The sequence below is a fragment of the Rhodococcus sp. IEGM 1318 genome (genome assembly GCF_033142465.1).
GTDB classification, from domain to species: Bacteria; Actinomycetota; Actinomycetes; order Mycobacteriales; family Mycobacteriaceae; genus Rhodococcus_F; species Rhodococcus_F qingshengii_B.
Genome location: NZ_JAWLSC010000002.1, coordinates 523,567 through 548,532, shown reverse-complemented (window position 1 = coordinate 548,532; position 24,966 = coordinate 523,567). Strand labels below are relative to the sequence as shown.

The 24,966-nt window shown below is 62.0% G+C and carries 28 protein-coding genes; 13 read left to right on the top strand and 15 right to left on the bottom strand.

The genetic code is table 11. The annotated features are described in order from the left end of the window. The first annotated feature begins 335 nt into the window (after positions 1–335). Positions 336–1,025 carry a YdcF family protein gene (locus tag R4P65_RS06880; RefSeq protein WP_317825930.1) on the top strand — a complete coding sequence of 230 codons (690 nt, stop codon included), beginning with the start codon at positions 336–338 and terminating at the stop codon, positions 1,023–1,025. 95 nt (positions 1,026–1,120) lie between these two features. Here R4P65_RS06880 and R4P65_RS06875 read toward each other — a convergent pair whose 3' ends face one another. The 8 genes from R4P65_RS06875 to R4P65_RS06840 form a co-directional block, all read right to left on the bottom strand. After that, entirely contained in the window at positions 1,121–1,957 is an 837-nt protein-coding gene (locus R4P65_RS06875) for a methylamine utilization protein (protein WP_317825929.1), read from the bottom strand. Positions 1,958–2,005: 48 nt separating this feature from the next. After that, complete coding sequence (locus R4P65_RS06870) at positions 2,006–2,329, bottom strand: cupredoxin domain-containing protein (RefSeq protein ID WP_317825928.1); 324 nt, start codon at positions 2,327–2,329, stop codon at positions 2,006–2,008. After that, positions 2,329–2,676, bottom strand: coding sequence for a plastocyanin/azurin family copper-binding protein (locus R4P65_RS06865; protein WP_230817544.1), 348 nt, complete (start codon positions 2,674–2,676; stop codon positions 2,329–2,331). The genes R4P65_RS06870 and R4P65_RS06865 overlap by 1 nt, the downstream gene beginning before the upstream one ends. Before the next feature lie 27 nt (positions 2,677–2,703). Further along, positions 2,704–4,293, bottom strand: coding sequence for a multicopper oxidase family protein (locus tag R4P65_RS06860; RefSeq protein WP_317825927.1), 1,590 nt, complete (start codon positions 4,291–4,293; stop codon positions 2,704–2,706). Next, positions 4,290–5,609 (bottom strand): hypothetical protein, encoded by a 1,320-nt coding sequence (locus tag R4P65_RS06855; RefSeq protein ID WP_317825926.1) that lies wholly within the window; start codon positions 5,607–5,609, stop codon positions 4,290–4,292. Before R4P65_RS06855 ends, R4P65_RS06860 begins: the two co-directional genes overlap by 4 nt. Further along, entirely contained in the window at positions 5,606–6,277 is a 672-nt protein-coding gene (locus R4P65_RS06850) for a methylamine dehydrogenase light chain (protein WP_029256402.1), read from the bottom strand. Before R4P65_RS06850 ends, R4P65_RS06855 begins: the two co-directional genes overlap by 4 nt. Before the next feature lie 75 nt (positions 6,278–6,352). Next, positions 6,353–6,961 (bottom strand): redoxin domain-containing protein, encoded by a 609-nt coding sequence (locus tag R4P65_RS06845; protein ID WP_317825925.1) that lies wholly within the window; start codon positions 6,959–6,961, stop codon positions 6,353–6,355. Positions 6,962–7,004: 43 nt separating this feature from the next. After that, entirely contained in the window at positions 7,005–7,595 is a 591-nt protein-coding gene (locus R4P65_RS06840; protein WP_317825924.1) for a MauE/DoxX family redox-associated membrane protein, read from the bottom strand. Between the two features lie 348 nt (positions 7,596–7,943). Between R4P65_RS06840 and R4P65_RS06835 the strand changes: the two genes are divergently transcribed. Further along, positions 7,944–9,482 (top strand): APC family permease, encoded by a 1,539-nt coding sequence (locus R4P65_RS06835; RefSeq protein ID WP_317825922.1) that lies wholly within the window; start codon positions 7,944–7,946, stop codon positions 9,480–9,482. After that, a complete protein-coding gene (locus R4P65_RS06830; protein ID WP_230817550.1) occupies positions 9,479–10,264 on the top strand; it encodes an IclR family transcriptional regulator in 786 nt (261 codons plus the stop codon). The genes R4P65_RS06835 and R4P65_RS06830 overlap by 4 nt, the downstream gene beginning before the upstream one ends. A 2-nt stretch (positions 10,265–10,266) precedes the next feature. On the opposite strand, the gene cobU is transcribed toward R4P65_RS06830, so the two are convergent. Genes cobU through R4P65_RS06810 form a run of 4 tightly spaced genes read right to left on the bottom strand, consistent with a single transcriptional unit; the run spans position 10,267 to position 14,375 of the window. After that, positions 10,267–11,589 carry a bifunctional adenosylcobinamide kinase/adenosylcobinamide-phosphate guanylyltransferase gene (gene cobU, locus R4P65_RS06825; protein ID WP_317825920.1) on the bottom strand — a complete coding sequence of 441 codons (1,323 nt, stop codon included), beginning with the start codon at positions 11,587–11,589 and terminating at the stop codon, positions 10,267–10,269. Next, positions 11,589–12,377: an ABC transporter ATP-binding protein gene (locus R4P65_RS06820; RefSeq protein ID WP_317825919.1), complete on the bottom strand. Its 789-nt coding sequence runs from the start codon at positions 12,375–12,377 to the stop codon at positions 11,589–11,591. The genes cobU and R4P65_RS06820 overlap by 1 nt, the downstream gene beginning before the upstream one ends. Next, positions 12,374–13,408, bottom strand: coding sequence for an iron ABC transporter permease (locus R4P65_RS06815; protein WP_317825918.1), 1,035 nt, complete (start codon positions 13,406–13,408; stop codon positions 12,374–12,376). Before R4P65_RS06815 ends, R4P65_RS06820 begins: the two co-directional genes overlap by 4 nt. A 7-nt stretch (positions 13,409–13,415) precedes the next feature. Beyond that, positions 13,416–14,375 carry an ABC transporter substrate-binding protein gene (locus R4P65_RS06810; protein ID WP_317825917.1) on the bottom strand — a complete coding sequence of 320 codons (960 nt, stop codon included), beginning with the start codon at positions 14,373–14,375 and terminating at the stop codon, positions 13,416–13,418. A gap of 308 nt (positions 14,376–14,683) precedes the next feature. On the opposite strand from R4P65_RS06810, the gene R4P65_RS06805 reads away from it, so the two are divergent. The 3 genes from R4P65_RS06805 to R4P65_RS06795 all read left to right on the top strand — a co-directional run bounded on the left by R4P65_RS06805 (position 14,684) and on the right by R4P65_RS06795 (position 17,032). Further along, positions 14,684–15,100 (top strand): GntR family transcriptional regulator, encoded by a 417-nt coding sequence (locus R4P65_RS06805; RefSeq protein ID WP_007729675.1) that lies wholly within the window; start codon positions 14,684–14,686, stop codon positions 15,098–15,100. After that, positions 15,097–15,966, top strand: a complete 870-nt coding sequence (locus R4P65_RS06800; protein ID WP_230817556.1) for an ABC transporter ATP-binding protein — start codon at positions 15,097–15,099, stop codon at positions 15,964–15,966. The genes R4P65_RS06805 and R4P65_RS06800 overlap by 4 nt, the downstream gene beginning before the upstream one ends. Positions 15,967–16,423: 457 nt before the next feature. Then, positions 16,424–17,032, top strand: a complete 609-nt coding sequence (locus R4P65_RS06795) for a hypothetical protein (RefSeq protein ID WP_317825916.1) — start codon at positions 16,424–16,426, stop codon at positions 17,030–17,032. Position 17,033: 1 nt separating this feature from the next. On the opposite strand, the gene R4P65_RS06790 is transcribed toward R4P65_RS06795, so the two are convergent. Further along, complete coding sequence (locus R4P65_RS06790) at positions 17,034–17,675, bottom strand: DUF4232 domain-containing protein (protein ID WP_317825915.1); 642 nt, start codon at positions 17,673–17,675, stop codon at positions 17,034–17,036. Between the two features lie 191 nt (positions 17,676–17,866). On the opposite strand from R4P65_RS06790, the gene R4P65_RS06785 reads away from it, so the two are divergent. The 3 genes from R4P65_RS06785 (at position 17,867) to R4P65_RS06775 (ending at position 20,753) form a co-directional block, all read left to right on the top strand. Beyond that, the gene (locus tag R4P65_RS06785; RefSeq protein ID WP_317825914.1) at positions 17,867–18,712 is read left to right on the top strand and encodes a lysophospholipase; all 846 of its coding nucleotides are present in this window, start codon (positions 17,867–17,869) and stop codon (positions 18,710–18,712) included. 24 nt (positions 18,713–18,736) lie between these two features. Continuing rightward, a complete protein-coding gene (locus R4P65_RS06780; protein WP_317825913.1) occupies positions 18,737–19,810 on the top strand; it encodes a VIT1/CCC1 family protein in 1,074 nt (357 codons plus the stop codon). A gap of 91 nt (positions 19,811–19,901) precedes the next feature. After that, positions 19,902–20,753 carry a hypothetical protein gene (locus R4P65_RS06775; protein WP_317825912.1) on the top strand — a complete coding sequence of 284 codons (852 nt, stop codon included), beginning with the start codon at positions 19,902–19,904 and terminating at the stop codon, positions 20,751–20,753. An 88-nt stretch (positions 20,754–20,841) separates the two neighbouring features. Here the strand turns inward: R4P65_RS06775 and R4P65_RS06770 are convergent, their stop codons facing one another. Next, entirely contained in the window at positions 20,842–21,444 is a 603-nt protein-coding gene (locus R4P65_RS06770; protein ID WP_317825911.1) for a recombinase family protein, read from the bottom strand. 307 nt (positions 21,445–21,751) lie between these two features. Here R4P65_RS06770 and R4P65_RS06765 point away from each other — a divergent pair, with 307 nt between their 5' ends. The 4 genes from R4P65_RS06765 to R4P65_RS06750 all read left to right on the top strand — a co-directional run bounded on the left by R4P65_RS06765 (position 21,752) and on the right by R4P65_RS06750 (position 23,814). Continuing rightward, entirely contained in the window at positions 21,752–21,916 is a 165-nt protein-coding gene (locus tag R4P65_RS06765) for a hypothetical protein (RefSeq protein ID WP_317825910.1), read from the top strand. 165 nt (positions 21,917–22,081) lie between these two features. After that, positions 22,082–22,639 (top strand): TetR/AcrR family transcriptional regulator, encoded by a 558-nt coding sequence (locus R4P65_RS06760; protein ID WP_317825909.1) that lies wholly within the window; start codon positions 22,082–22,084, stop codon positions 22,637–22,639. Positions 22,640–22,905: 266 nt separating this feature from the next. Next, positions 22,906–23,409: a DUF6301 family protein gene (locus R4P65_RS06755; protein WP_317825908.1), complete on the top strand. Its 504-nt coding sequence runs from the start codon at positions 22,906–22,908 to the stop codon at positions 23,407–23,409. Between the two features lie 168 nt (positions 23,410–23,577). Continuing rightward, positions 23,578–23,814: a hypothetical protein gene (locus tag R4P65_RS06750; protein WP_317825907.1), complete on the top strand. Its 237-nt coding sequence runs from the start codon at positions 23,578–23,580 to the stop codon at positions 23,812–23,814. A gap of 607 nt (positions 23,815–24,421) precedes the next feature. Here R4P65_RS06750 and R4P65_RS06745 read toward each other — a convergent pair. Further along, entirely contained in the window at positions 24,422–24,955 is a 534-nt protein-coding gene (locus tag R4P65_RS06745) for a DUF6998 domain-containing protein (protein WP_317825906.1), read from the bottom strand. Between the last annotated feature and the right edge of the window lie 11 nt (positions 24,956–24,966).

Here is a 24,966-nt window from a genome sequence, read left to right as displayed (position 1 = left end):
CCCTCGGTCATTTCCGTGACTCCTTTAGTGCGTTCAGCCGCGCCTCGAGGCCGTCGAGGACACGGGCGAGTGTGTAGCGATAGTGTTCTGCCCGTGTTGCTTCCGCGGCATCTGGCGGACCGGCGAACTTCCCGATCAGTGTCTCCATCGATGGGCGGGGATCTGAGGGTCCGTCGTTGCTCAGTCGTTCCAGCATCGGGCTGTCGGTTCCTATGAAGACCTGATCGCACGAGGTGGAAAGTACTCGGATCTGTGGGCCGAGCGCAGTGGCGCGGAGGGATGGGGGATCGGCCGAGCACACGAGTAGTGAGCAAACCGTGTGGTTTGATCAAGGAATGGACGAAGCCGCTGCAGATCCAGTGAAACCGACGCGAAAGCGCCGGTGGCCTCGTTGGGTCGCAGGCATCGCGGTGCTCGGAGCAGTTGTCTACGCGGGCTCGATCGTGTGGATTTCCGTGGCGTCGGCCGGCCATACGTCGGACGCAGCCGATGCCCCCGAGGCTCCGGTAGTGATCGTGCTGGGTGCGCAGATCAAGGACGGCAAGCCGATGGCTTTCCTGAAAGGGCGGCTGGACGCAGCCGTCGAGCTGGTCGAAGCAGGAAAGGCTAAAGCGGTCTTGGTCTCCGGCGACGCGAACGGCGGCTCGGGTGACGAGATCGCGGCGATGACGAACTACCTGGTGGCGCAAGGAATAGACGAGCGTCGCATCGTTGGGGATCCGCACGGCCTCGACACCTATGACACCTGCTTCCGGGCCATGCATACGTATGGGGTGACAAAAGCGTTGATCGTCACTCAGGGGTATCACGTGCCCCGCGCTGTGGCATTGTGCCGGGACGTCGGCATCGACGCAGACGGTGTGAACAGCGATTGTGGGTGCGCAACTCCGACGCTGATCAAGAACGCCGCGCGGGAGTGGGTTCTGGCCAAGCCCAAGGCAGCGCTGGACATGCTGTGGAGTCGGGACGCGAAGGTGACATCGCCCTCGGAGGATTCGGTCCAGACGGCGCTCTCGGTGTCCTGACGCGCTGAGAGTGCGCACAGTTTGTGTCGAGCGAACACACGCTCCGGGGAGTTGGAGCGTGTGTTCACTCGAGGTAGAGGGTGCTGGCTCGACAGTCAGATCAGTGCTGCGGCGGCAAATGCTCCCAGTGCGATCAATGCCGCGCCGGTGACGCTCTGCACTCGACGGTCCACGACGCACATGACCGAGAGGAATCCCGGCATCGAGCCACCACGCTTGGTGTGCACGATTGCCGCGAGGCTGGGCATGCAGCGGCCAAGCGAAACCACCGTGAACAGCGCCGCCCCGAGAGCCGGTGAACCCGAGGCGATGACTCCGAGTGCCAGCAGGTAGTACGCACTCGAGCGGATGAAGATCAGGAATCCAGGACCGATGATCGCGCCGAAGATCAACGAGACCTTCCAAGGCGCCATTGTGCGGCGCAAATGGCGCGGAAGCTGTTGACGCCGCATCGGAGTCGGCATCCTCACTGCACCCAACTCGTGCAACCCATACGCAACCGCGACGACTGCCCAGACACCCAGCGCCCAGCCGATCGGGACGTAGCCGGACATCGCCGCACCGAGAGCGCCGATCAATGCCCCGGTGGCGGCTCCTGTCGTGACCGAACCCAGTGCGTGCCAGCCGAGTCGGCGGACGGGAGTCGAGGATCCCTTCCGGTCCGCTTGCTTCGGTGCGGCAACAACTCCGGCAACGGACATTCCGCAGGTCGACCAGTTCGCGGCCAGCGACGTAACCAGTCCCGCCCCGATAACGGCTGTCGTCAAAGCTGTTGTCGCAGATGGCGTGGCCACGAGTGCGAGGCCGGCACCCGCAGCAGCGCCCGCCGCGACAAGGCTGACACGGGTAGCGGTGCCGACCGAGCCTTGAAGGGTCGGCCGGATGTCAGGGACATCGGTCTGCAGTGGACCGTGTGAGAGAACGGTAGTCATCAGATCCTCCAAAATATTTGTGGTTCAATGAAAGTGGTGAGCCAGTGTTCACAGCACTGTGATGACTCCGATCATGTACGGGTGTACGGAGCACGAATATTCGTAAACGCCGGCGCTCTCGAACGTGTGCCGGAACGTTCCGTCTCCGGTGATACCGCTGTCGAACAGCCCGGGTGATTCCACATGATGCAGGAGTCCACCGTCGTCGAAGCGCCACTCGACGGTGCCGCCGTGTTCCACGGTGACGTCCATCGGGCTGAACTGAACATTGCTGATCTCGACCACCACGTCGGGGACGGGATCTTCTGTGCCGCAAGCTGGGACACACGTCGCCGCGACAGCGAGGCCGAAGCCGGCGATCCACCTCCTCACTATTGAACGATCACGGTGCCCACCATCATCGGGTGGGGCGTGCAGTGGTAGGTGAAGGTGCCGGTGTTGTCGAACGTGTACGAGAAGGTTCCCTCAGTGAGCAACTCGCTCTTCAGTTTCCCGTCGAGATCACCGTTGCCGACCACGTCGTGGGGGAGTCCGCTGTCGTCGAACTTCCATTCGACGGTCTGTCCCTTCTCGATGGTGACCGATGCCGGTGTATACGCCATGTTCTTCACCTCGATCACGACGGCAGGTTCGTCCGACGACGCACCGGCATCACTACTGCAGGCGGTGAGGCTCAGGGCCGCGCACGCGGCCAGAAAAGCGGGAACGAGTTTCTTCATGAGGTGTTCTCTCCATTCTTCAACTTGTCAGCGGACGTAACGCAGATTTGCCGTCATGCCTGCTTCGAAGTGGTAGGCGTTGTGGCAGTGGAACATCCACTCGCCGGGATTGTCGGCGTCGAACTCGATGGCAAGCTCGGTGCCGGGTAGGACGTTGACGGTATCGCGGCGAAGTCCGCCGTAATCCGGTACCGCAAAGGTATGGCCGTGGGTGTGCATGGGGTGCCACATCGTGGACGTGTTCTTTATCGTGATCCGGACCCGTTCGCCCTGTTTCATGACGAGCTTGCCTGCATCGGCTCCCGCCATTCCCCAGACGTACCGATCGCCGGCCTGGATCAACTCGATGTGGTAGTCGCGATCAGGCGACTTCGTCTCGAGCCGTGCGGATTCCGTGGGCCGGAGTTCGCTTTCGGTTACCAGCCGGCCGGCCAGTTCCGAGAGGTTTCCGCCCACATCCGGATTCGCCAACGCCAACGCGTCGGTGCTGCGTAGGACGGTCGACGCATAACCATCTCGGCCCTCGACCTTCGCCACCACCGGCCATGTTCCCGACTTCACTGTCACCAGTACGTCGTAGCGTTGGGCCATTCCGACGATGATGGTGTCGGCAGGAGTTGGTTCCACGTCGTAGCCATCGGTAGCGACAATTGTCATCTCGTGACCGGCCACAGCGAACCGGTACGGAGTCTCGGCCGCTGCGTTGATGATTCGTAGTCGAAGGGTCGAACCGGGCGCAGCGCTGATGACAGCAGGATCATTGGGTGGCCGCCCGTTGATCAAGTGCAGTGGATACGCGATGTGTTGAGTCATTCCGCCGAGTGGTTCGGAAGAACCGTGTCCGCCGCTCACCAACTGCTTTGCGGTGGACATGTCGGCTTCCGAGTGTTCCGCCGGAGTTGTTGCTCCACCGCCGTGTCCGCCGTGCCCGCCCGCAACTGCCGGGTTCAGGGCCATCAGGACGGAATCCGGGGTGGTGCCCAATCCGTCGAGCCAGTCGTCGAGCACCAGAACGGCATCGACGTCGGCCCCCGTGGTGTCGTTCGGATCCTCGACGATCATGGCGCCGAAGAGTCCCCGATCGGCTTGTAATCCGCTGTGCGAGTGGTACCAGTACGTTCCCGGATCCGGTGCGATGAAGTTGTACTCGAAACTCGAACCGGCGCCGATGGGAGCCTGCGTGGTGGGTGCCGCGCCGTCCATGTCGTTGCGGATTCGAATTCCGTGCCAGTGCAGTGTTGTTTCGGCGTCGAGACCGTTCTGGACGCTGACGTTCACCCGGTCACCGGACTTCAGGCGAAGTTCCGGAGCCACCGCAGCGCCTCCGTACGTCCAGGTGTCCACGAGGCGTCCGCCAAGATCTACCGTCGAGAATCCGGCGGCAAGGGCAAACGCAGCGGTGGTCCCGTTCCAGGCTCGCGCCGATTCTGTGGCAGCAACTTCGGGGTCGGTGGGCAGGATGTAGTCGAGGTCGGTCGTGGGCGTCGGAGATGCTGCAGTGGAACTGCATCCGGCAATCGTCCCCATTGCGCCGAGCCCGAGTGCCCCGGCACCGAGTGCTCCCAAACTCAGGAAGCGGCGCCGGCCCATCACCACACCGGATCCGGGACGACTCATCGGAGTACTTCTGGTGTGATCAACCCGCTGACATCCCCGACGTTGCCCGAGACATCGACGGAACTGACCTGCTCGCCGGTGCTCGCGTTGTAACCCACGATCTTCTGCGGAGCGGAGCCTTCGACCTCTGGTCCCGAACCGAGCACGTAGAACGTGGTGCCGTCGACGGAAAAGGTCATGCTCTTGATGTCTGTCAGGCCGAGGTCGGCAAGCGTCAAGCTCTTCACCGGGGCGAAGGTCGTTGCGTCGGACAAGTCGATCTTGACCAGTGAGCCTCCTCGAGCAGAGTCCGGATGAATAGCCGTGTCCGTGTACGCGATTGCGAGCCGGTTTGCGTCGGCGTTGATGACGTTCTCCGAGAATCGACCGGAGTCCTGCCCGGCGTTTCCGATCGGCTTGACACCTTCCTGAGGCAGTCCGTTGGAGAAGTCGAAGACGTACACATCGCCGTTCTCACTGACCAGCAAGGCTTTTTGCGCCTCCGATGCCCACGTGACCTTGCGGGTGGAGACAAAATCTTCGGGTAGGACCTTGCTTCGGGCGGTTTCCTTCGGAACACCGTCGTCACCGATCGTGACGTGCAGCAGTTCCCGGGTGTCCTCGCAGACGCTGTACAGCTCGTGATCGACCATCCACGTGAACGGACCGCAGCCGACTATCTGGAGTGCGCCGGTTGCTTCCTTCTTGTCGAGGTCGACCACTCTGATGCCGTACAAACCGTCATCCCAAGTGACAAAGAACTTGCCGTCGGAGGTCACCGCATTGGAGCCGGGACGGGAATGTACGCGTGCGACGTCCGGAAGCATGACCTCGGCTGGCTCCAGCAGGTTGCCGGAGTAGGTGCTGACCGTGAAATCTGCTGCGCCACGGGAACCTCGGGGGCGCCACACCTCCGCGGCGAGCACCGCAGGATCTTCGGCGGAATCCCCGACGAATCCGTGAATGACCGGATCCCAGATGCCCGGGCCGACGGTGATCCGGCTTTCGGCCACACCGGTTTTCGGATCGATGACGTTGACGCTGAGCTCGAGCTGGCCGAATCCACCTTCGACGCCGAGCAAGCGATCAGCTGCGATCGGGGTGATCGAACCGACGTGCAACGGCTCGGGAATGGTATCGCCGATTTCCTGGTCGTCGTGCCCGAGTGAGATCCCCTCGCCCGGAGCAGTGAACGGAACTGTCGGATAGGTGACATCACCTGCGCTGGACGGTTCGTCGTTGTCGGACGAACTGCAACCGGCCAGCGCGAGTACGACGGTGAGTGGGATGACGGCAACGGCGGGTCGCGCCAGTTTTCGGGTTCGCGGACTGCTCATGATCCGGCACCGACCTTGGGGCGCTCGGCCGGTCGAGTCTGGCAGTCCTCACCGATGATGGGCGCCATCGTGCAGGTGTATGCCTGAGACTCGTCGGAGACACACCAGATGATTTCCTGGTCGTAGCTTCCGGAGACCGGGTTGTACATCACGGCCTGCATGTCCGGTTCGCCGCAGAATGCGTTGGAACACGAAGGCGCACCGCAGCAGTCGTAGTAGGCGATCAGATAGGTCTTGCCGGTATCAGGGTTGGTGCAGCATCCGACCCAGAACTCTGCGCCGGGCTTGCTGCCGGGGGCGCAGGTGGTGACACCGCCGCCGTTGCATGCGGCACAAGACGTTCCGTCCATGTTGCACCAGCGCCAGTACTCGCACTCGGCCGGATCTTTACCGTCGTAGACAGGGACAAGAGGTTCGGGGCCAGGTGCCGGCGCAGGAACCTCGGGCTCTTGGGCGAAGGCACTACGTGTCACAGGAAGTGTGCTGATCAGTGCCACTCCTGACACACCCATGGTCCACTTGCCGATCCGACTGATCATGGACCGCCGCGAAACTCGTTCGGAGAGTTTGCGTCCGGTTCGACTGGTGAGCGAACCGCCCTGGCCCGCCATCCATTCGGCCTGGGCCTGAACTGTCGCCTCGTCGACGGGATATCGGTTCTCCGTCATGTTGTGCTGCGGGAATTCATTGTCGTCCAACGATTTTCTCCTGATTCGTGAAGAGGATCGAACTGTGCAGGAAGATCAGGCCGCGCTGCCGGATTTCGCCTGGGCATGAAGGTGCTGGAGTGAGGGAGTGCCGGATTCGAGCGCATTGAGCAGGCTTTCCACCTGAGCCATGTGATTGCACAGGCCCTTTCCTCGGATCTTGCCGTGCTCGTCGAGAATCACGCCGTACGGAGTGGTGCCCACCTGGTACGCGATACCGACGTCTCGAGCGTCGATGTAACTGAGTTCGGAACCGATCCCGCTGCCGGCCAGGAACTCGCGATGCTCTTCGGGTGTTCCGTCGGAGATGATGATCACGTCGAGATCCGATTCCGCTCGGGCCATTGCCCTTACGCCGGGAAGAAGACTCTTGCACGTCGAGCAGCTCGGAGCGGTGAACAGCAGGAGTTGCGGCTTGTCGCGGTGACCACCGACTCCGACGGTCCGTCCTTCCTGATCGATGAGACCGGCAAACGACGGGCCGACCTGTTCGACCTTGGGGCCGGTATCCATCATGCGGGCGCCGAGCGGTCCGAGACGTACTTGTACGCGGCCGATTTCACGAGCCAGAGCAAGAACCATCAAGAAGAGTACGGCTACGGCGATCACTAGGATTACGGTCGCGGCGAGTAGGAAAGTGGTCATCGTAGTAGTCCTGCCTTCGAGTTTTCGGGGCTGTGGGTGTGGTTCACGAGCCGTACCGGGATGCGGTCTCGGCGGTGCGGAGTCGGATGGACGCGCTCGACAGGTAGTCGTCGACGGGGCGTCTTCCGAGGTGGACCACCGAACGAATCTGCGCGAGCGCGACTCCCGCCAGGACGAGGAGGAATGCGAAAGATGCTGCCGGAACCTGGACGCCGATCTCGGCGTGGTTGGGGGCGACCGACACGGCCACGGATATCGCCGCAAGTGTTCCGGCGCGAACGGCGTGGAACCATCCGATATGCGGAATCTTGCCTGCCCCGAATGAAAAACAACCGCAGTCCAGATCGCGTCGGCCGCGCAGGAGATTGATCGTGAGGCCCGTGAAGAACGACGCGAACATGAAGGCAGCAACCAAGGCGGCGAGGCGATGGGCCACGCCGAGAACCAGCAGGACACCCACGACGGACTCGGCGATGGGAAGGGCGCGAGCGATCGGAACTTCGAGTGGCGTCGGCAGCACTTTGTAGCCGCGTACGGAACTGAGTACCCCGTTGTGGTCGTTCAGCTTGGGAATGCCGGCGAGCAGGAGAACAAATCCGATGATCGCCGAAGTGGTGGCGCTGACCAAGTCCATGCTTCCTCCGTTCCTCTCGGGTAGTTCCGGTGGTGTGTGGGACACATCCTGTACGGGCAGTGCTGCGAACCCGCGTCGACCGCGCTACGCCTGGACGAGGTGCAACTGAGAGAGCAGTTCTCGTGTGAGAATCGGAAAACTCGCAGGTAAAGGTGCTGCCGGAGGGACCGGATATCGTCGGCCGCCCTTGATCCGGCATGACGCTGGGTGGGAAACAGAGTCGGATTCTCACTTGAAAGTTCTGTGCGCGCCATCGTGGAAACTGCGCGGAAACATAAGCGGACTAACTTGACCGAATTCTGACAATTCGCTCGTAGGTTCGGGCCCCGACGCGACGGACGGTGAGACATGGCAGTGAGTGCGGCACTGCGTGCAGCGATCACGCGATCGCAGAATGCGGATCAACACAGTGAGCCCGTGTTCTCCCCGCTCCGTGGTCTCGGACGAGGACGTCTGACCCCGATCGACCTGTTGGGGCAATCACTCTCCACGATCGCGCCGGCAACGGGAATGGTGTTCATCGCCTTGTGGATGATCACCTACAGTCCCGGCTACGTCGGGTTGGCTGCGATTGCAGCAACGACTTCGGCGGTGTTTCTCGTTGCGTTCTGCATCACTCAGTTCACGCGGAGACTGGCCGCAGCAGGATCGTTGTACAGCTTCGTCTTCCAAGGCTCCGGTATCCGGGCGACACTGACGGCGGGCGCCGCACTGGTACTCGGGTATCTCGGAATCTCGGTTTCGGTTTTCTCGCAGGCAGTTCCGAGTCTGCTCGATACCATCGCCATTGTCGGACCCGACGTGCGAGGGACTGCCGCGACGGTGATCACGACGGTGGCGATTGCCCTGGCCGTCGCGTGGATTGCAGTACGAGGCGTCCGGTTCGCCACCCGAGCGATCCTGGTCGTCGAAGCGTGCTCGCTGATCCTGATCGTCGTGGTCATGCTGGCGACGCACAGTGACACGACAACTGCTGTTGCCCTGCCGAATCCGTCGCTGAGTGCAGTTCCGTTTCTCGCGATGCTGACGGTACTCAGCATGGCGGGCTTCGAAAGTTCGGCCTTCTTCGGCCCGGAAGCGAAGCGACCACTCATCAGCGTCACACGCACGGTTCTCATTTCGCCGATCATCTGCGGGGTCCTCTTCGTTTTCGCGGCCTGGGCGGCGATGACCGGCCACGGCGCAACGATCGTCGGAGCGTACTTCGAGGGAACGGCATCCGGGGCAAGCGCGGAGGTGGTTCTGGCAGTCAAGATCGGAATGACGTGTTCCTGGTTCGCATCCACTCTCGGTTGTGCGCAGGCGGGTTCGCGGCTGCTGTACTCGATGGGGATCGAACGGGTACTGCCTGCGCCGCTCGCTCGCGTGCACAGACGGTTCCGCACCCCGTACGTTGCGGTACTTGCGTTCGTCGCGGTAAGTGCGGCGGGAGTATTCATCTATTCGGATACGGTGCGCGACGATTCGGGATCCTTCGACGGCGTGGTGGAGACCGCGTTGGTCTGCGCTTACACGCTGGTGGCCTTTGCTTCATGGAAGTTCTTGCGCCGAATCGGGGAACATACTTCGCTGACGCGGATATGCACCGTGTCCGTGAGCGTCGCCGGTGTCGGTCTATTGGTCTACATCGTTCTCGACGGTGCGGTTCACGGGATGTGGGCGCTGCCGATCGCGGCTCTTGCTGTTGCTGTGTCGGGGACAGTGTGGAGTTCATTGCTTCGAAGAGCCAGACCGGAAAGCCTTCTGATGGTCGGCGCTTTCGACAGCGTCGAGACGGCGGACCTGTTGCCCGGTGCGGGCACTCTGCTGATCGACGGTGACGGGCGAAGGCGACTCGTTCCGGATCGTGGGACCGCCGAGGGTGACTCGCCGGAGCATGGGCGGTGACCGCGGACCGTGCAACCGCTGGTCCACGATCAGACAAACGGATCGGCGAAGAGACCCACTTCAGTGGACAACAACCGCGTGCGGTTCAGAAGGCGCTGGGGATGCTCGAGGCGGTGGCTCATCTGGGACCGGGAACAACCGCGAAGGAGATCGCCACTTTTGCAGGCGTTCCATCGGCCACGGCGTACCGGATGCTGAATCTGCTGGTGGCGGAGGGCTTTCTCGTGCGGGTGCCAGACCTGTCAGGGTTCGCGTTGGGGCGTCGGACTGCCGAGCTCTCGCATGCGGCGTCGTCGAGTGGTCCGGCGCCGACGCTGCACGAGCGCGTCGAGGACATGCGGACACACACGAGGTTCGGATTGCACGTCGCGTCATTCGCCGGTGGGCGCTTGAGGTTCGTCGACAAGGATCCGGACCACGAGATCATCGGAATAGCGGCACTGGCCAAGAACCTTCACGCGAATGCGCTGGGGAAGGTTCTGTTGGCGCACGACGAGCAGTTGCTTTCGGGTTTGGAACTTCGTCGGGTCACGGAGTTCACCCTCGGTGATTTCGATGCGCTGTATGAGCAGTTGAGGTCTGTTCGCCTGCAGGGTTTTGCATTCGAGAACCAGGAATGCCGCCTGGGCCGATCCGCGGTGGCGGTACCGGTTCGAGATCACGCAGACCAGGTGGCCGGCGGGTTGTGTGTTCAGGGAGCTAGTGGGCGAGTGACGGATGAGGATCGAGAGTTGGTCGGTTTCCTACTCGATTGTGCGCGTCAGCTCACCGGATTGCTCTGACGTCACACGCGCAGGCTCAGGGGGAGCCCGGCGGTCATCAGGACCACGGACTCCGATTCACTGGCGATGCGGCTGTTCACCAGACCGAGTAGATCGCGGAACAGCCTCCCGGACTTCGTGTCCGGGACGACGCCGCTTCCGACTTCGTTGGTGACGGCGACAATCGGTACCGGACAGGCGGCCCAGGCGTCGACCAAGTGGTCGATGTCCACGTGGACGCCGCTGAGATCTTCTGTGGTCCACGCCTGATGTCGGTCCAGACGAGCAGTCAACCAGGTACCCAGACAGTCGAGCAGGATCGGTGTTGTTGCGGCCGCCAGAATCTCGGCGACCTCGGAGGTCTCCACCGTCGTCCACGTCGACGGCCGCTGCGCGCGATGCGACGCAATTCGTTCGATCCAATCGGGATCGTCGTCCTGCGGATCCCCGGTGGCGATGTACGTGACGTGCCGGTAGCCGGAAAGCAGGTTCTCCGCGTAAGTGGACTTGCCCGAACGGGCGCCACCGGTGACGAGGGTTCGATGGCTTTGTCCTAGCTCGATCTCGAGCACAGTTCCATCCGGAACCGCTCGCGCCCCGGATCCGCGAAGTGCTTCCGAGAGTTCGTTTTCGACTGGGTTGTGGTGCCCGAGGTGTACGGCGACCACATCGGTTCTGTCGGTGATTGCGTCGCAGTTGCGTAGCTGTGACACGGTTCTCGCGAAACTCGGCAGATCGTGGTGCCCGGTGCCGTGGTCAGTTTTGTAGCCGAAGGTCTCTTCGAGAAAGACGGCGTCGAAACGGGCGTCGGCAAGTGCGTCGACAGTGGATTCGGGCAGAGGCCCGGTGTCGGTGGCCCAGAAGATTCGGGTTCCGGATGCGTCGGTGATGTCGTAGAGAAGGGTGGGTACTTCGTGCGCGGCTTCGAGCGTACGAACACGGTAGGTGCCCAACATGATCGACTGACCGGGCTCGAGCGACGTGAAGGTCACCGGATCCTCCGGGCCTACCCAGTCTCGGCAGAGATCGAGCGCGTCCGGTGGCCCGAGAACCTGTAGTGGTTCGGTGCGAGAGGCCCAGGACCGGAACAGCAATGCCATCGGGCCCAGATGATCGGGATGAGAATGCGTCAGCAGGATGTGTTCGACGTGTGCCAGCGTGCGTCCGTAGCGCGTTGCCGCACGCGGTACTTCGGGTCCACAGTCCAACAGGATTCTGTTGTCCACCAGGGCGGCAGTGTGCCCGCGAATGGTTCCACTCGACAAGGCCGCCACACACGAAGGGCAAGTACAGAAGGGGTTCGGCCAACCGTCGGCAGCACCGGTGCCGAGCATCACCAGTTCCATCAGCGGGTGCCTTCCTGCCGAATCGGAACAACTATGGGACCACTGGGCCGGTCCAGGATTTCGACCCGAGCGCCGTACACACGGCCGAGGAGGTCTGCTTGCAGCACCGCTGAGGGTGTGCCGTCGGCAACCACGCTGCCCTTGTCCAGCAGCACGATTCGTCGCCCGTATTGCCCTGCGAGAGTGAGGTCGTGCATCGCGGCGATGACTGTGATGTTGTCGGTTTCTCGCAGTTCCTCCACCAAGTCGAGAACCTGCTGCTGGTGGCCGATGTCGAGGGCACTGGTGGGTTCGTCCAGGAGCAGCACCTGCGGTTCTTGAGCCAGTGCCCGAGCCAGGACCACGCGTTGCAATTCGCCACCGGAAAGCTCGGTGGCTCGTCGATCTGCGAACTCGGTGAGGTCGAGCCTTTCGATGACCGAGGAAATCACCGAACGATCTGTGGCGGTTTCGGTTCCGAAGCGTCGTAGATACGGAGTTCGGCCGAGCGCCACCAATTGGGCAACCGTCGCGCCCTCGGGTACTACTGGGCGTTGCGGCATCAGCGCGACTACGGCTGACATGGCCTTGCGGCTGGATTTGCGAGGACTGAGTCCCCCGACCGAGAGCTCACCGGTAGACGGAACCAATCCAGCGAGGGCGTGCATCAAGGTCGTCTTACCCGCGCCATTCGGCCCGACCACGGCCACCCAATCGCCCGGTGTCACATCGAGATCGATGCCGTCGACGACGTCCTTGCCTCCGAGGTTGATTCGGAGGCCTCGGCACCGGACTGCGCTGTCGGTCATGCCGAAACCCGACTGCGGCGCAGAACCAGAAGGAAGAACGGAGCACCGATCATCGCGGTCACAACCCCGATGGGGAGTTCGGCCGGCGCCATGACCGTGCGGGCGGCGACGTCGGTGAGGACGAGAAACGCCGCACCCAGCATGATTGACAGGGGGAGCAGTAGTCGATGCGACGGTCCGACGACTAGTCGAACCGCATGGGGAACAACGATTCCGACAAAGCCGATGAGCCCACTTGCACTCACTACTGCGGCTGTTCCCAGTGTTGCGGCGAGCACCAGTACCAGGCGTGATCTGGCCGGATCGACGCCGAGGCTGGCGGCTTCGACGTCACCGACCGCCATCACGTCGAGCACGCGTCGGTGTACGAGGATGACGACAGATGCCAGTACGACGTACGGCAGGACGACCAGAACTTCCGACCAACCGTCGGTGGACAATCCGCCGAGCAGCCAGGAATAGACCTCGCGGAGTGAATCGTCGAACCGCTGCTGAACAAAAGTCTGCGCTGCATTCGTGAACGCCGCGACAGCGACACCGGCGAGGATGATGACTACCGCGTTCTGCGGCCCGCCAATGCTTCGGCCGAGCGAATATGTTGCGAACACGGCCAGCACACCACCGACGAAGGCGGCCATGGGAATTCCGAACATGCCCAGCGCGCCACCCGAAACTATTGCGAGGGTTGCACCCAGTCCGGCTCCGCTCGAAACGCCGAGAAGATACGGATCCGCCAAGGGATTTCGGAACACGCCCTGGTAGGCGGCGCCGGCCACGGCCAACATTGCTCCGACCAACGCGCCCAGGATTACTCGCGGAAGCCGGATCTGCCAGAGAATTGCCTGCTGTGTCGCGGTGAGACCGGAATCGATGTTGATGCCGGGTATTCCGTCCAGAAGTTCGAGAATGGTCCGATCAGGCGTCAAACCGGCCGGCCCCACCAGAACACCGATCAACAAGGCAGCGCACAGAATCAGCGCGGCGCCGAGCAGAACGGTGGTCCGATGTTGGGAGATACCGGCTTTGATCATCGAGTGCTCAGGCCGCGGGAACTTGGGCAACGATGGCCGCGACGGCCTTCACCTGATCGGCGACACGGGGTCCCCACCGGCTGGAGAGGTCTTCGTCGAGCACATGGATCTGGTTGCCGGTAACCGCTTTCATGCCGCTCCACCCAGGTCGGGCGGCGACGGATTCTGCAGTCACTCCGCAGCATTGGGAGTCTGCGAGAAAGATGAGATCGGGACTGGCCTCTACCACGAATTCGGCGGACAGTTGCGGGTAGTCACCCTGCCCCGCGGAGTCGGCGATGCTCTTCATTCCGAACAGCGAGTAGATCTGCCCGACGAAGCTGGAACTCGTGACGGTGTAGAGCGAGGAGTCGAGTTCGTGGAAGTACGTCAGCGGCTGTTGGCGCGCAGGAAGACTGGCGACAGCGGCGTCGATGTCCGAGCGCATGGTGGCGACAACCTCGGTGCCCTTGTCTTCGTGGCCGGTGGCCTTCGCGACGCGCTCGATCTGGGCATAGACGTCGTCGATGCTGGTCGCTGCCGGTAGCAGGAGCGTCGGCACTTTCGCCTTTTGCGGTCCGGAGACAAGATCGTTCATGTCATCCGATGCGATCACCAGATCCGGTGCGTAACCGAGGATGGCTTCGACGTTGGGTTGAAAGCCCGAGAGATCGGTGACCGGGATGCCGGCTGGGTAGTCGGACTGATTGTCGACGGCCTTCACCTGATCGCCCGCGCCGACGGCCCACAGGGTCTCGGTGGCGCTGGGACTGAGTGACACGATCGACTGCGGACGCGACTCGATGGTGATGTCCGTGCCGGAATCCGTAGGACCGGTAACAACGGTCACCGGGAACGAACCGTCCGAGGCGGCTGTTGTTGTCGGTGTGTCGGATGTCGAACTACTGCAGGCACCGGCAAGCAGTGCGGTACTCACCGTCAGCGCTGCAAGTACGGATTTGAATCTACGTGTCGGCCGAGTACTCACAGCCACCCCTCCGCTAGTGGACGAGGGCCGCGAGCAGCGCGGCCGCGAAGGGAAGCGCCACGAGCGGTCCTTCGTCCGAGAACCATCGTGTCGCCACGAGGCCGGTGACCTGACTCGTTCGCCTCGAGTAGTGACGGGCGAATTCACAGTTGCGTCGACAGTGCCGGGGTTTCACCGAACTTCACACGAGCAGCGTGGCACCCCGGTGAACCGGGGCATCTGCACTTTACAGGGGTCGTCGGGCTTGACCCGGGAGGTCAAGGCAGGGTAAATATCTATTCCACTAATGAACTAGTGAAAGGGTTCGGATGATCGACTTCCGTATCGACCGCCGATCCGGCATTCCCACATACGTGCAATTGGTTCTTCAGGTGAAGCAGGCGCTCAGGCTCGGTGATCTTCAAGTCGGCGATCGGCTGCCCACTGCCAAGGACGTCGTGGGAGCGCTCGCGATTAACCCGAACACCGTCCTGAAGGCCTACAAGGAACTCGAGCGCGACGGACTTGTTGCTCCGCGGCCTGGATTGGGCACGTTCGTCGTCAAGTCCCTGGCCAAGCCCGGTATGGCGGAAAGCTCTGCGCTGCGGCGCGAGTTGGCCCGCTGGGTGGCAGATGCCGTGGCCGCTGGACTCGAGCGGACGGACATCGAAGCACTGGTGAGTTTGGAACTCGAGAAGACGTTCATCGAATCGGATCCGTCCGGAAAGCAGGGGGAGACATCATGACTGAGCAAGAATCGGCGCTCACGATGCAGGACGTGGACAAGCGCTTCGGCAAGAAGAAGGTGCTCGACGCCTGCACGTTCGAGGTCGCAACGGGAAGCATCACTGCCCTGGTCGGGGTGAACGGCGCTGGTAAGTCCACGCTGATGTCCTTGGCGGTCGGGTTGACGATGCCCGACCACGGTTCGATCTCGGTCCTCGGCAGCACGCCGGATCAGGATGGCATCTGCCCAGGCCTGTCGTACCTCGCTCAACACAAGCCGCTGTACCCCAAATTCACTGTTGCAGAACTGCTTCGATTCGGTGCATACACCAACGACGAGTGGGATGCGAAGTACGCTCTGGATCTGGTGGAGCGCGCTGGGATTGCTCTCGATGCAAAGGCGAAGACGCTGTCACCAGGTCAACGAACCAGGGTTGCACTGGCTTTGGCACTCGGACGCAGACCGCAGTTGCTTCTACTCGACGAGCCCTTGGCGGATCTTGATCCCGTGGCGCGGCGGTCCGTCGCGACCACACTGCTCGAAGACGTTGCCGAGTACGGCACGACGGTTCTGTTGTCGTCACACATCGTTTCCGAATTGGCAGACGTCTCGGATCGACTTCTTCTGCTGGGCGGCGGAAACGCGAGATTGTCCGGTCCGTTGGATGAATTGATTGCTGCTCATTACGTATTGATCGGGGACGGCGATCCTTCGGACGTGGTCGGCGCCGGTGCGGTCATTCATACCGACAAGGGGATGCGGTCGAATTCTCATGTGGTGGAGGGAATCCGTCCGAGCCCTCGGGCAGGCTGGGTGATCGACGACGCAACTCTCGACGACGTGGTGCTCGGGCACCTGAGCGCGGAAACGATGGTGGCGGCATGATCTGGGTTACGTGGCGGCATCACCGCACATCGCTCATTGTGTCATTGGGATTCATCGCAGTACTCGCAGTCATTGTCTTGTCGAGTGGTGCGATCATCAAGAGCGGCGGACAAGCCCAACTCTTCGGATCGCCTCTCAGTTGCTTCGATGACATCACCGCGATCTGCACGGCAGAGACTGCTCTCACTCTGACGACAGTGGTTGCGACGACTCTGCCGGTGTTCCTCGGGGTGTTGATCGGTGTCACCGTGTTTTCGCGGGATGTCGAACAAGGAACACATGTATTGGGGCTTACTCAATCGGTCAGTCGGACTCGTTGGTTCTGGACCCGGGTGTTGATTGTCTTCCTGCCGATTTCTGTGGCTTCGGCATTGCTCGGTTTTGCATTGCAATGGGCTCGATCTCTCCCGGACAACTCCCGGTTACATTTGTTGCTGGGCGTTCGACTTTCGTCGAGATGTCGAACCTGTCGTATCCGCTCTTTCAATCCAGTGGACTGGCCTTGGGTGCGTACACATTCATGGCGCTCATGCTCGGAGCGGCACTGGCTTTGCTGGTGCGTAGTTCGATCGGCGCAATGGCGATCACCATGGTCGGTGTTGTTGCGATCCTGGCAGCATTTCAGTTGGTTGCACGACCCGATTACGCCGAGCCGAGTGTCCGAACATCACCCATTGCCGGATCCAGTTCCTACTATTCGAGCGATGACAGAGTCGTCGCGGTCAATTGGGAACTCGCGCAGGGATATGTCGACCTCCGAGGTAACTGGGTCGACATCAGATACGACGAGTGCACGTGGGGTGGATCCGGCGGCGAAAACCCGAACGATCAGCGCCCGGAGGAGACTGGTGCCGAATACAGCCTCCGCATGGATGTGCTGTCAGCGCAGCAGAACAGAGAGATGGAGATCTGTTTGCGGGAACACGGCGTCGATCACTTTGAAGTTCGCTACCACTCAGCTGATCGGTTCTGGCGCTTTCAATTCACGGAAGCTGCACTCGTCCTGATCCTTTCGGGCTTGTTCCTCCTGCCGGCGCTCTGGGGTCTGCGGCGCCTCAAGCCGTGATTCAGCGGGCGACCGGCGCGACCGTCAGCTGGTTGATGTTCGCGCCGGTCATCGAGCAACCCTTGGTGGGGTAGGCGAGGAAGACCGAGTCGTAGCTGTTGGGCGGGTAAACCTTCAGTCCCGCAACGTCAGTCACGCCGCACTGATCTGCCGGGTAGTTCTCGACGTTCGTAGCTCGCACCAAAGACGTTGCGGCAGAGCCAGGGGCAAGGGAGACGAGTGATCCGGATCCGGAGCGGCCGGCTGCAGCACCCACTTCGCTTCCGGACGCTCCCGTGACATACGAGACGCCGGGGAAACCGTCGAGCGTGCACGTGCGGCCGCCCGTGTTGGTGAAGACCACCGGAAGCTCCGCAGAACCGGCGGCGCCGCTCGGCTGGCCAAGGGTGACGTTGAGTTCCCCGATCGCGCAACCCTCGGGATTGGGTGCCGCCGAGGTTGTGGTTTGAGTGTGATCGGTATGGCTCGTCGAAGGTGCGGCAGTACCGGTCGGGGTCGTCGGCGCAGACGCGGTCGTCGTGGTGGCAGGAGCAGGTGAACTCTCGGCTGTTCCCGTTTCATCCGAGCCGCAACCGCTGAGAAGGGTGAGAGCAGCAAGTGGAGCCGCCAACAAGCCGATGTTGCGCATGCGGTTGGGATTCATCGCTCTGTACTCCTCAAGCTGGTCGACAAGTGGCTCCGGAACATCCGTGTCCGGTATATCCGAATCCGAGGCCGGATGTGCAGAAACGAATCAGGCTCGCCGGTGATCAGGACCTACTTCCCGGATGGATTGCCGCTGCGGATCTAGCATGGGAAATGACCTGTCCGGATCGCGACCACCGGGAGTAGCGCATGTTCACCTTCACCAGCGACGACGGAGTGGCCATTCACGTCCACGAATGGCCCACCGAGCAGGAACCTCGAGGGGTTGTTCAACTCGCGCACGGTATGGGTGAGCACGCAAGACGCTACGCACACGTTGCCGAAGCCCTGAATGCTCGCGGTTTCCACGTCTACGCGGCGGACCACCGCGGCCACGGTGAGAGCATGCACGCCGGCCCCGGCAACATCGGCGACGACGGCTGGAACCGCTTGGTGGCAGACATGGTGACCCTCACGGGCATCATCCGCGACAAACACCCTGGCCTGCCCGTCGTACTGCTCAGCCACAGTCTCGGTTCGTTCGCTTCGCAGCAGTACATCCTCGATCATTCGCACCTGATCGACGCCGTCGCGCTGTCGGGGACTACCGCGGTCGATCAACTCATCGAGAGACTCGTCAACGACGGCCCGGACGTCCTCGCCCAGTTCAATGCCGAATTCGAACCGGCGCGTACTCCGCACGACTGGCTCAGCCGTGATGAAGCGCAGGTGGACCTGTACATCAACGATCCGCTGTGTGGTTTCAGCCTGGACGACGCAGGCATGGGCGGACTTATCGCCGCGGGGCCGAGGTTCGTCGACGTCGAGGGCGTGCGACAAGACCTTCCGATCCTGGTCTTCGTTGGCACCTCGGATCCTCTCAACGCAGCGCTGAGTCGTACCGACGTCGCAGTCGAACGGTACAACTCGGCCGGTATCGAAGACGTCACCTACTACACCTATCCGGGCGCCAGACACGAGATCTTCAACGAGACCAACCGCGACGATGTCATCAACGATCTGACGACGTGGATGGACCGCGTACTCGAAGCGTGACCGCCTCACCGGAAGGGGAACACGATGTCCACAGTTCCGGCCGCACGACCCGATCCAGACCCGCGAGATGTCAAGCGCTGGAGACGATACCTCGCCGACGAACAAGCCGAGGCTGCCGTCTACCGCGACCTCGCGGGTAGGCGCAGCGGCGAGGAGCGCGAAATCCTTCTCGCCCTCGCCGACGCGGAGGGCCGACACGAGGCGCACTGGCGAGCGCTTCTCGGCGATCACGTCGGCAAACCACTGCGCGGTGACATCCGTACCCGATTACTGGGCTTTCTGGCCAGGCGCTTCGGCTCCGTGTTCGTGCTCGCTCTTGCCCAGCGCGCGGAGACACGATCCCCTTATCCGAACGACGCCGACGCGACCGCATCGATGGGCGCGGACGAGAAGATCCACGAAGAAGTGGTGCGGGCCTTGGCTACCCGGGGCCGCAACAGGCTTTCGGGGACGTTTCGTGCCGCCGTCTTCGGAGCCAACGACGGCCTGGTCAGCAACCTCGCACTCGTGCTCGGTATCAGTGGTAGCGGCGTCTCCAACCAGATCGTGCTGATCACCGGCATGGCCGGGCTTCTGGCCGGCGCCCTGTCGATGGGAGCCGGCGAGTACGTTTCAGTCCGCTCTCAGCGAGAGTTGTTGGAAGCGTCCAATCCCGGTCCCGCAGCCAACGAAGCTGTCGGACTGCTCGACGTCGACGCCAACGAATTGGCCCTGGTCTACCGGGCCCGCGGCATGTCCGCCGAGGAAGCGGACCAACGCGCCGCCGAGGTCCTCGCGAACAACGCCTTCGGCGCCGCGGACGTTGTCGACGACCATGAAGCCGTCGGAACCGGGTTGGGCGCAGCGGCAGCAAGTTTCTGCTTCTTCGCCTCGGGCGCAATCATTCCGGTGTTGCCGTATCTGGTCGGCCTCGAAGGCATGACGGCCCTGATCGTCGCATCTGTTCTCGTGGGGATCGCGTTGCTGACGACGGGCGTCGTAGTCGGCCTGCTCTCGGGCGGACCTCCGTTCAAACGGGCGCTACGCCAACTCGCGATCGGCTACGGCGCTGCCGGCGCGACGTATCTGCTCGGCATGTTGTTCGGGACCTCGCTCTGAGCGTCTGCTCACGCACGCAGGGCGGGATCGCGGTGAGCCGGATCGATCCGGACCGGAATTTGGCACACCACGGCCTCGGTGTGTTTGCGCAGTGCATGAGCGATCTCATCGGTCCGTTGGCTCGGGAGGATCCGGTGCCATCTGGTCGCCGGGTCGATGGTGGCGACTCGGTTTCCCTCGCCGATCCCCACTCACCACCGCAGTCTTCGACTGGGCAGTCGTCAGTGCTTCCACGCAGTCAACCGCCGCGGCACTCTCGACCACGATCGTCGACCCGAACGAACTTGTCGCCCAACCGAGCTGGTGGCGCACTCTCACAGGAAAACCTCGCGGCTTCACACAACTGACTACGCAGCAGCGTGAGGAACTGCGCAGTGCGTACTCCTCGTTGCATTGGCCGTTGCGCGAGGAAGGCCCCGAGATCCGCCTCGTCGCGATTGCGGAAAATGTTGTCGCACGGATCATCTCCGACCCATCCTGGGTGCACCCCATGCTCGACGGGCACCGTTCTGTTCTAGGTTTCACCATGGAACTGCACGTGATCGCGGCCGCCGCACACGAACTACTCTGTGGGCGGTCCAACACGCCGACGCTGCCGATAGACGACGGCACCGACCAACTCGCCCGAGCACGGGCCGAGTGGGACAGACGGCACGTCGTTGCCGCACAAGCAGAAGCTGCACTCGTCGACCGGATCGCCGCGCTACGCGCCTACGAACAAGCCCTCACACCGATCGAAGCCGCACTGCACAATCTGCAGGCAGTGACCGAGCTGGCAGCCGGGGGAGGGGAGGTAGACCGAGTCTTCAAGCAGATCACCGGCTCTGAATACGCCGCCGGCCACACCACCGCTATGCGAGACGACATCGACGACGTCCGCGCCGGTCTCGACGCCCAGGTCGCTTACCTTGACAGTCTCATCGGCCCACACCGCAACGCCTGAACACACGACAAAGCGAACAGCGCACAAACAGGCTTCCGCGACACCACTGCGTGATGCCTTGCCCTCTAAGGGATTCTGGTTGCGTCAATCAGTGGTCGGGAGTTGGCTCAGGTGAGGATCGAAGGGTTCTCTCGCGCGTGAGGTACTGGTAGACCGCAGGTTGAGAAAGAGAAAAGCGTTTCATCAGCTCGGGGACGGACGATTCATGCCGTTCGTACAGGTCGAACATCTCCGCTTGCTGCTCCGGAGTGAGTTTCGGCTTACGTCCCTTGAACGCACCCGATGCTTTCCGCTGGGCAACACTCTCGTGCAGCCGCAACCGCAGTAAACCTGATTCGAACTGCGCGAACGTCGTCGACAGCATCGAAAACACCGTCTCCCCGATCGGGTCCTTCGGATCGTGCACGACACCGTCGAACATCAACAACACGTCACGCCGTGACAGATCAGAAGTGATATCCGATAGATCCGGCACCGAACGCGCCAACCGGTCGAGCGATGTGACCACCAACGTATCCCGCGCAGACACCGCACCGAGCGCCGCTGCAAGTGCCGGCCGCGGCCGATCAATACCGCTCAAACCATGATCGACATGAATCCGACTTGGCTCGACCCCGAGTTTCACGAGTTGGTCACGCTCGACCTGCTCATCGTCACCAGACGATGCGCACCGTGCGTAACCAATCAACATCTCACCATCGTATTCTACGAAGAACCCCCATCAAGTGTAGACGTCGACAGTGGCGGGCATCCGCTACATTGAACGCGGTTTCACCAGGTCGTAGGCGATCACCGCAGCATCGTGAAAGGAGCTGACGATGTCCGTAGTCCCACGCAAAGTCATCCGCAAGTAGCTTCTGCACACCGCCGTCCTCGACAAAATCGAACGCGACCACCTCGACCTCGACACCGATCAGGTCCACCACAGCCTGCACCGACTGCGCCAGCACGTCACCGGCGCCTCACTGACCCGTTGCCTCGACCAGTGGGTACACATCGTGCGCAACAACGACATCGACGCCGTCCGAGAGATCGAAGCCTCCGACACCGAGAATGCCCGTGAAATGCGCAACCTCTCACCCCTGCCGGTTCTACTCAGCGAACCGGAACGACTCCACGTGATCGCCGACCTTCGCACCTGCACGTCGACGAACGGCTGCTGATGTGGTGCACACCTGATCCGGTTACCGTCCGCATGATCGAAGGAGCATCACTGTGACCAGCCCCATCGAGTCGGCGAACACGCCGGAAGACACTGCCGCGCGAACCCGCCCACCCGGATCGGTCGTGCCCCCGGCAGCAAGAACGCGGAGCCCCAGGCTCGCGCAGTGCGAACACGGGACGCGATCATCGCCGTTGCGGCCCGTCATTTCGACACCGACGGGTACGGCCACACCAGTATTAACGCGATCGCTCACACTGGAAAATTCGCCGAAGGCGCTATGTATTACCACTTTCCATCCAAAGAAGCGATCGGCAACCAACTCCTCTCGCACTGGAAGCGCACCGTCGACGAAACCGTCACTGACGTAACGGCCGGTTCGGGCAGTACAGCAGCAGAGCAACTGACAGCGATCTTCACGTCCCTCGCACGAGAGATCACCGCGGACAACAACCTACGTGCTGGCATGAAGCTCACTCTGGAACGCTTCATCGACAACACCGACGGCTTTGCGCACTGGGTGGACACCATCAGCGAGATCGTCGACACCGCCATCAGCACAGGCGAAATCCCCGACACTCCCACAACACATCGACTCGCCTGGAACTTGTGCGCCGGCACCGTCGGAGCGGCCCACGCCTCTGCCTCCTTGGGTGAAGACATCGACCTCGTTAACCGTATCGGTGACACCGTCGCAGCCCATATCAAGTCCGTGAGTGCATGAGATGATCGACGCCAGCAGGACCACCAGCTAGCTGTACCCGGCCATCAGGTTGGTGACAGCCGGCTGATCGGCGTCTCGGGGTGCCGGCCCGCACCGTCAACGTCGTGCAGCGAACGCCGCCGCCCGGACAGGTCGTCTCGGATGAAGAACGACTCCGCGGCATGACTTACCTGTGAGTACTTGGCCGCGTCGTGATGTGGGAGGCTACGACCGCCTTGACGGCCACTACCGAACCACCAACTCTGACTCCGAGAGAGCTGTAAAAGATGCGAGCAGATATCGAACGCGCTGCCCAGGCGGTGCGCGCGGCCGCCGGGTTCGACTGGACGTGGACCGTCCATGACCTGCCGCCGTTCTGCGGCCAAGTCGGCTGGCAGTTCAGCGGCCTCGATGAGCAGGTGCCAGCAGTCGTGACCAATCTCGAAGTCAATCGCCCCGATGTGAGGGTTGGCGTCGCGGACATATCGACAACCGAACTGTCGCGAGCGATCAATATGATGTCCTTTCGTGCCAGTGATGTGGTCCTCGGGCGGAGCGACTTGGAGCCTGAGCTGGATGAAGTTTTCAATGCACTGGTGCAGCGGATGTTCGAACTGCTCGGGCAGCGGCCCACGGATTGGTGGATCGAACCGACCCGCGGCCTGCGCTGGGACCTTCCAGGCCTGGTGGTTAGGGCCAAGATCGGCGTCTCATCGGTCTGGGTGTATCTGGTCAGTCCTGCGCACCAGCAATGGAACGACGAAATCGAGCAGAGCGCCGAAGATGAGTAGACGTGAGGTCGGTTGAGGCTGCGGCCGGCCAGACTCGCTGTCATTTCTGAAAATCGATAGCTTGCGCAGCTCGCACTAGGACTAGCCCCGCACATATGTCAGTGGCGTATGCGAAGCTGAGCGGCTCGAAACGATCGGGCAAAAGAAATCACTCACGAGGAGCCCGACATGAACGTATTCGCAGTAGCCCCAACAGTTCTGCTCTTTCTCGGAGCAGGAGCGTTGGCCCTACGCCAAGTCCTACTTGCGAAATTTCTGTGGGTTCTGGCCGCAGTGTCCGTGATCGGCTTGGCAGTCAACGGAATCCAGGCACGAAACATCATCGTGATCTTCGCGGCCGTCGTGATCCTTGGCGCAATCGCCGTCATCCTGTTCGTGATTCCGAACAAGAGTGAACGATCCTGAATGCTGCGGGTGAGGCGCCCGACCTGGACCAGGTCGGGCACCCGTCACGCTGGGAGAACACTCATTGATCGGGGCACACCCAGTCGGATGTAGTCACCAGAACACCCAGAGACCGACCGCAGCAATCGACCCACCCGCCAACAAAACATTGCCTGCCCTCCCTGCACCTTCGCTCCTCTCGACGACAACACTGAACGCCGCGACAGCGACACCGACAACGACCAAAAGAACCGCATACCAATTCATGCCGCGAATGAAAGCAGAAATCGCCTCGCCACCACAACGGGGTGTGTGCACGCAGAACCCGCAGTTCAGGCAACGCGCCGCTGCTGTTGAGTACGCCAGGCAAGTGGCCTCTACTGCCAACCTCGTCGCGGAGCTGGTCAAAGAGCAAGCGGTCTATGCACTATTGGCCGACGGACTCAGTGTCCGGGCGGTCGCAGAACGTATCGGCATCGCCAAGAGTGAGGTCGGCCGGATCTCACGGAGGCTCGGTCGAGATGGGGATCTACCGGGCTCGAATGCGACCCTTGTGGGCTCATCGCAAAGGAAAGGCATACGAGATCAGGTGCGGGCGGCATGGGGACATCGGTAGTGCGTACGCATACTAGCCACGGGGGTGGTGCGCGCGTGACTCCCTGGTTTCCTCCAACCTGAGGGAACCGACACGTTGATACGCCGTGGTCATGTCGATAGTGGCTATGCCTGATCGCATGGCCAAAGCGTCGGTGACGGTGATGATGCGCCCGTTGACATACGGCCTGATTGGGAACATTTCCTCAACCACCTCGCGAGGGATCGCCAGGGCAGTGGTGAGGCGGAAATCATCGTCGAAGACCACGACCACTACCAGGTCGTAGTCGCTGTCTCGGATGGCGCTGAGGTTGCGTCGGCCGCGGGAGCCTGTTCGCCTGATTCCCTTGACCTGTATGCGTTGCCCATCATGTGTCTCGATGTCCCAACCCTTTTGGCTGAACGAACCCCGGCGGCCTCCGTAGTGTTCGTGCACGATCGCTTCGGCGATGTCACCGACAGGATTGTTGTTCGTCCTTACCACATCACGTGTTCTGAGCTCGGTCATGATCCCGGCCCACAGTCGGAGCAGTTCGGGGGTGGACAACGACGACAATTCGACTGGCACAGTCGATTAGC

Excerpts from the sequence above, each read along its gene's own strand:
- R4P65_RS06880 (WP_317825930.1), top strand. The coding sequence starts at position 336 with ATGGACGAAGCCGCTGCAGATCCAGTGAAACCGACGCGAAAGCGCCGG.
- R4P65_RS06875 (WP_317825929.1), bottom strand. The coding sequence starts at position 1,957 with ATGACTACCGTTCTCTCACACGGTCCACTGCAGACCGATGTCCCTGAC.
- R4P65_RS06865 (WP_230817544.1), bottom strand. The coding sequence starts at position 2,676 with ATGAAGAAACTCGTTCCCGCTTTTCTGGCCGCGTGCGCGGCCCTGAGC.
- R4P65_RS06860 (WP_317825927.1), bottom strand. The coding sequence starts at position 4,293 with ATGAGTCGTCCCGGATCCGGTGTGGTGATGGGCCGGCGCCGCTTCCTG.
- R4P65_RS06855 (WP_317825926.1), bottom strand. The coding sequence starts at position 5,609 with ATGAGCAGTCCGCGAACCCGAAAACTGGCGCGACCCGCCGTTGCCGTC.
- R4P65_RS06850 (WP_029256402.1), bottom strand. The coding sequence starts at position 6,277 with ATGACGGAGAACCGATATCCCGTCGACGAGGCGACAGTTCAGGCCCAG.
- R4P65_RS06845 (WP_317825925.1), bottom strand. The coding sequence starts at position 6,961 with ATGACCACTTTCCTACTCGCCGCGACCGTAATCCTAGTGATCGCCGTA.
- R4P65_RS06840 (WP_317825924.1), bottom strand. The coding sequence starts at position 7,595 with ATGGACTTGGTCAGCGCCACCACTTCGGCGATCATCGGATTTGTTCTC.
- R4P65_RS06835 (WP_317825922.1), top strand. The coding sequence starts at position 7,944 with ATGGCAGTGAGTGCGGCACTGCGTGCAGCGATCACGCGATCGCAGAAT.
- cobU (WP_317825920.1), bottom strand. The coding sequence starts at position 11,589 with ATGGAACTGGTGATGCTCGGCACCGGTGCTGCCGACGGTTGGCCGAAC.
- R4P65_RS06820 (WP_317825919.1), bottom strand. The coding sequence starts at position 12,377 with ATGACCGACAGCGCAGTCCGGTGCCGAGGCCTCCGAATCAACCTCGGA.
- R4P65_RS06815 (WP_317825918.1), bottom strand. The coding sequence starts at position 13,408 with ATGATCAAAGCCGGTATCTCCCAACATCGGACCACCGTTCTGCTCGGC.
- R4P65_RS06805 (WP_007729675.1), top strand. The coding sequence starts at position 14,684 with ATGATCGACTTCCGTATCGACCGCCGATCCGGCATTCCCACATACGTG.
- R4P65_RS06800 (WP_230817556.1), top strand. The coding sequence starts at position 15,097 with ATGACTGAGCAAGAATCGGCGCTCACGATGCAGGACGTGGACAAGCGC.
- R4P65_RS06795 (WP_317825916.1), top strand. The coding sequence starts at position 16,424 with ATGTCGAACCTGTCGTATCCGCTCTTTCAATCCAGTGGACTGGCCTTG.
- R4P65_RS06790 (WP_317825915.1), bottom strand. The coding sequence starts at position 17,675 with ATGAATCCCAACCGCATGCGCAACATCGGCTTGTTGGCGGCTCCACTT.
- R4P65_RS06785 (WP_317825914.1), top strand. The coding sequence starts at position 17,867 with ATGTTCACCTTCACCAGCGACGACGGAGTGGCCATTCACGTCCACGAA.
- R4P65_RS06780 (WP_317825913.1), top strand. The coding sequence starts at position 18,737 with ATGTCCACAGTTCCGGCCGCACGACCCGATCCAGACCCGCGAGATGTC.
- R4P65_RS06770 (WP_317825911.1), bottom strand. The coding sequence starts at position 21,444 with ATGTTGATTGGTTACGCACGGTGCGCATCGTCTGGTGACGATGAGCAG.
- R4P65_RS06755 (WP_317825908.1), top strand. The coding sequence starts at position 22,906 with ATGCGAGCAGATATCGAACGCGCTGCCCAGGCGGTGCGCGCGGCCGCC.
- R4P65_RS06750 (WP_317825907.1), top strand. The coding sequence starts at position 23,578 with ATGAACGTATTCGCAGTAGCCCCAACAGTTCTGCTCTTTCTCGGAGCA.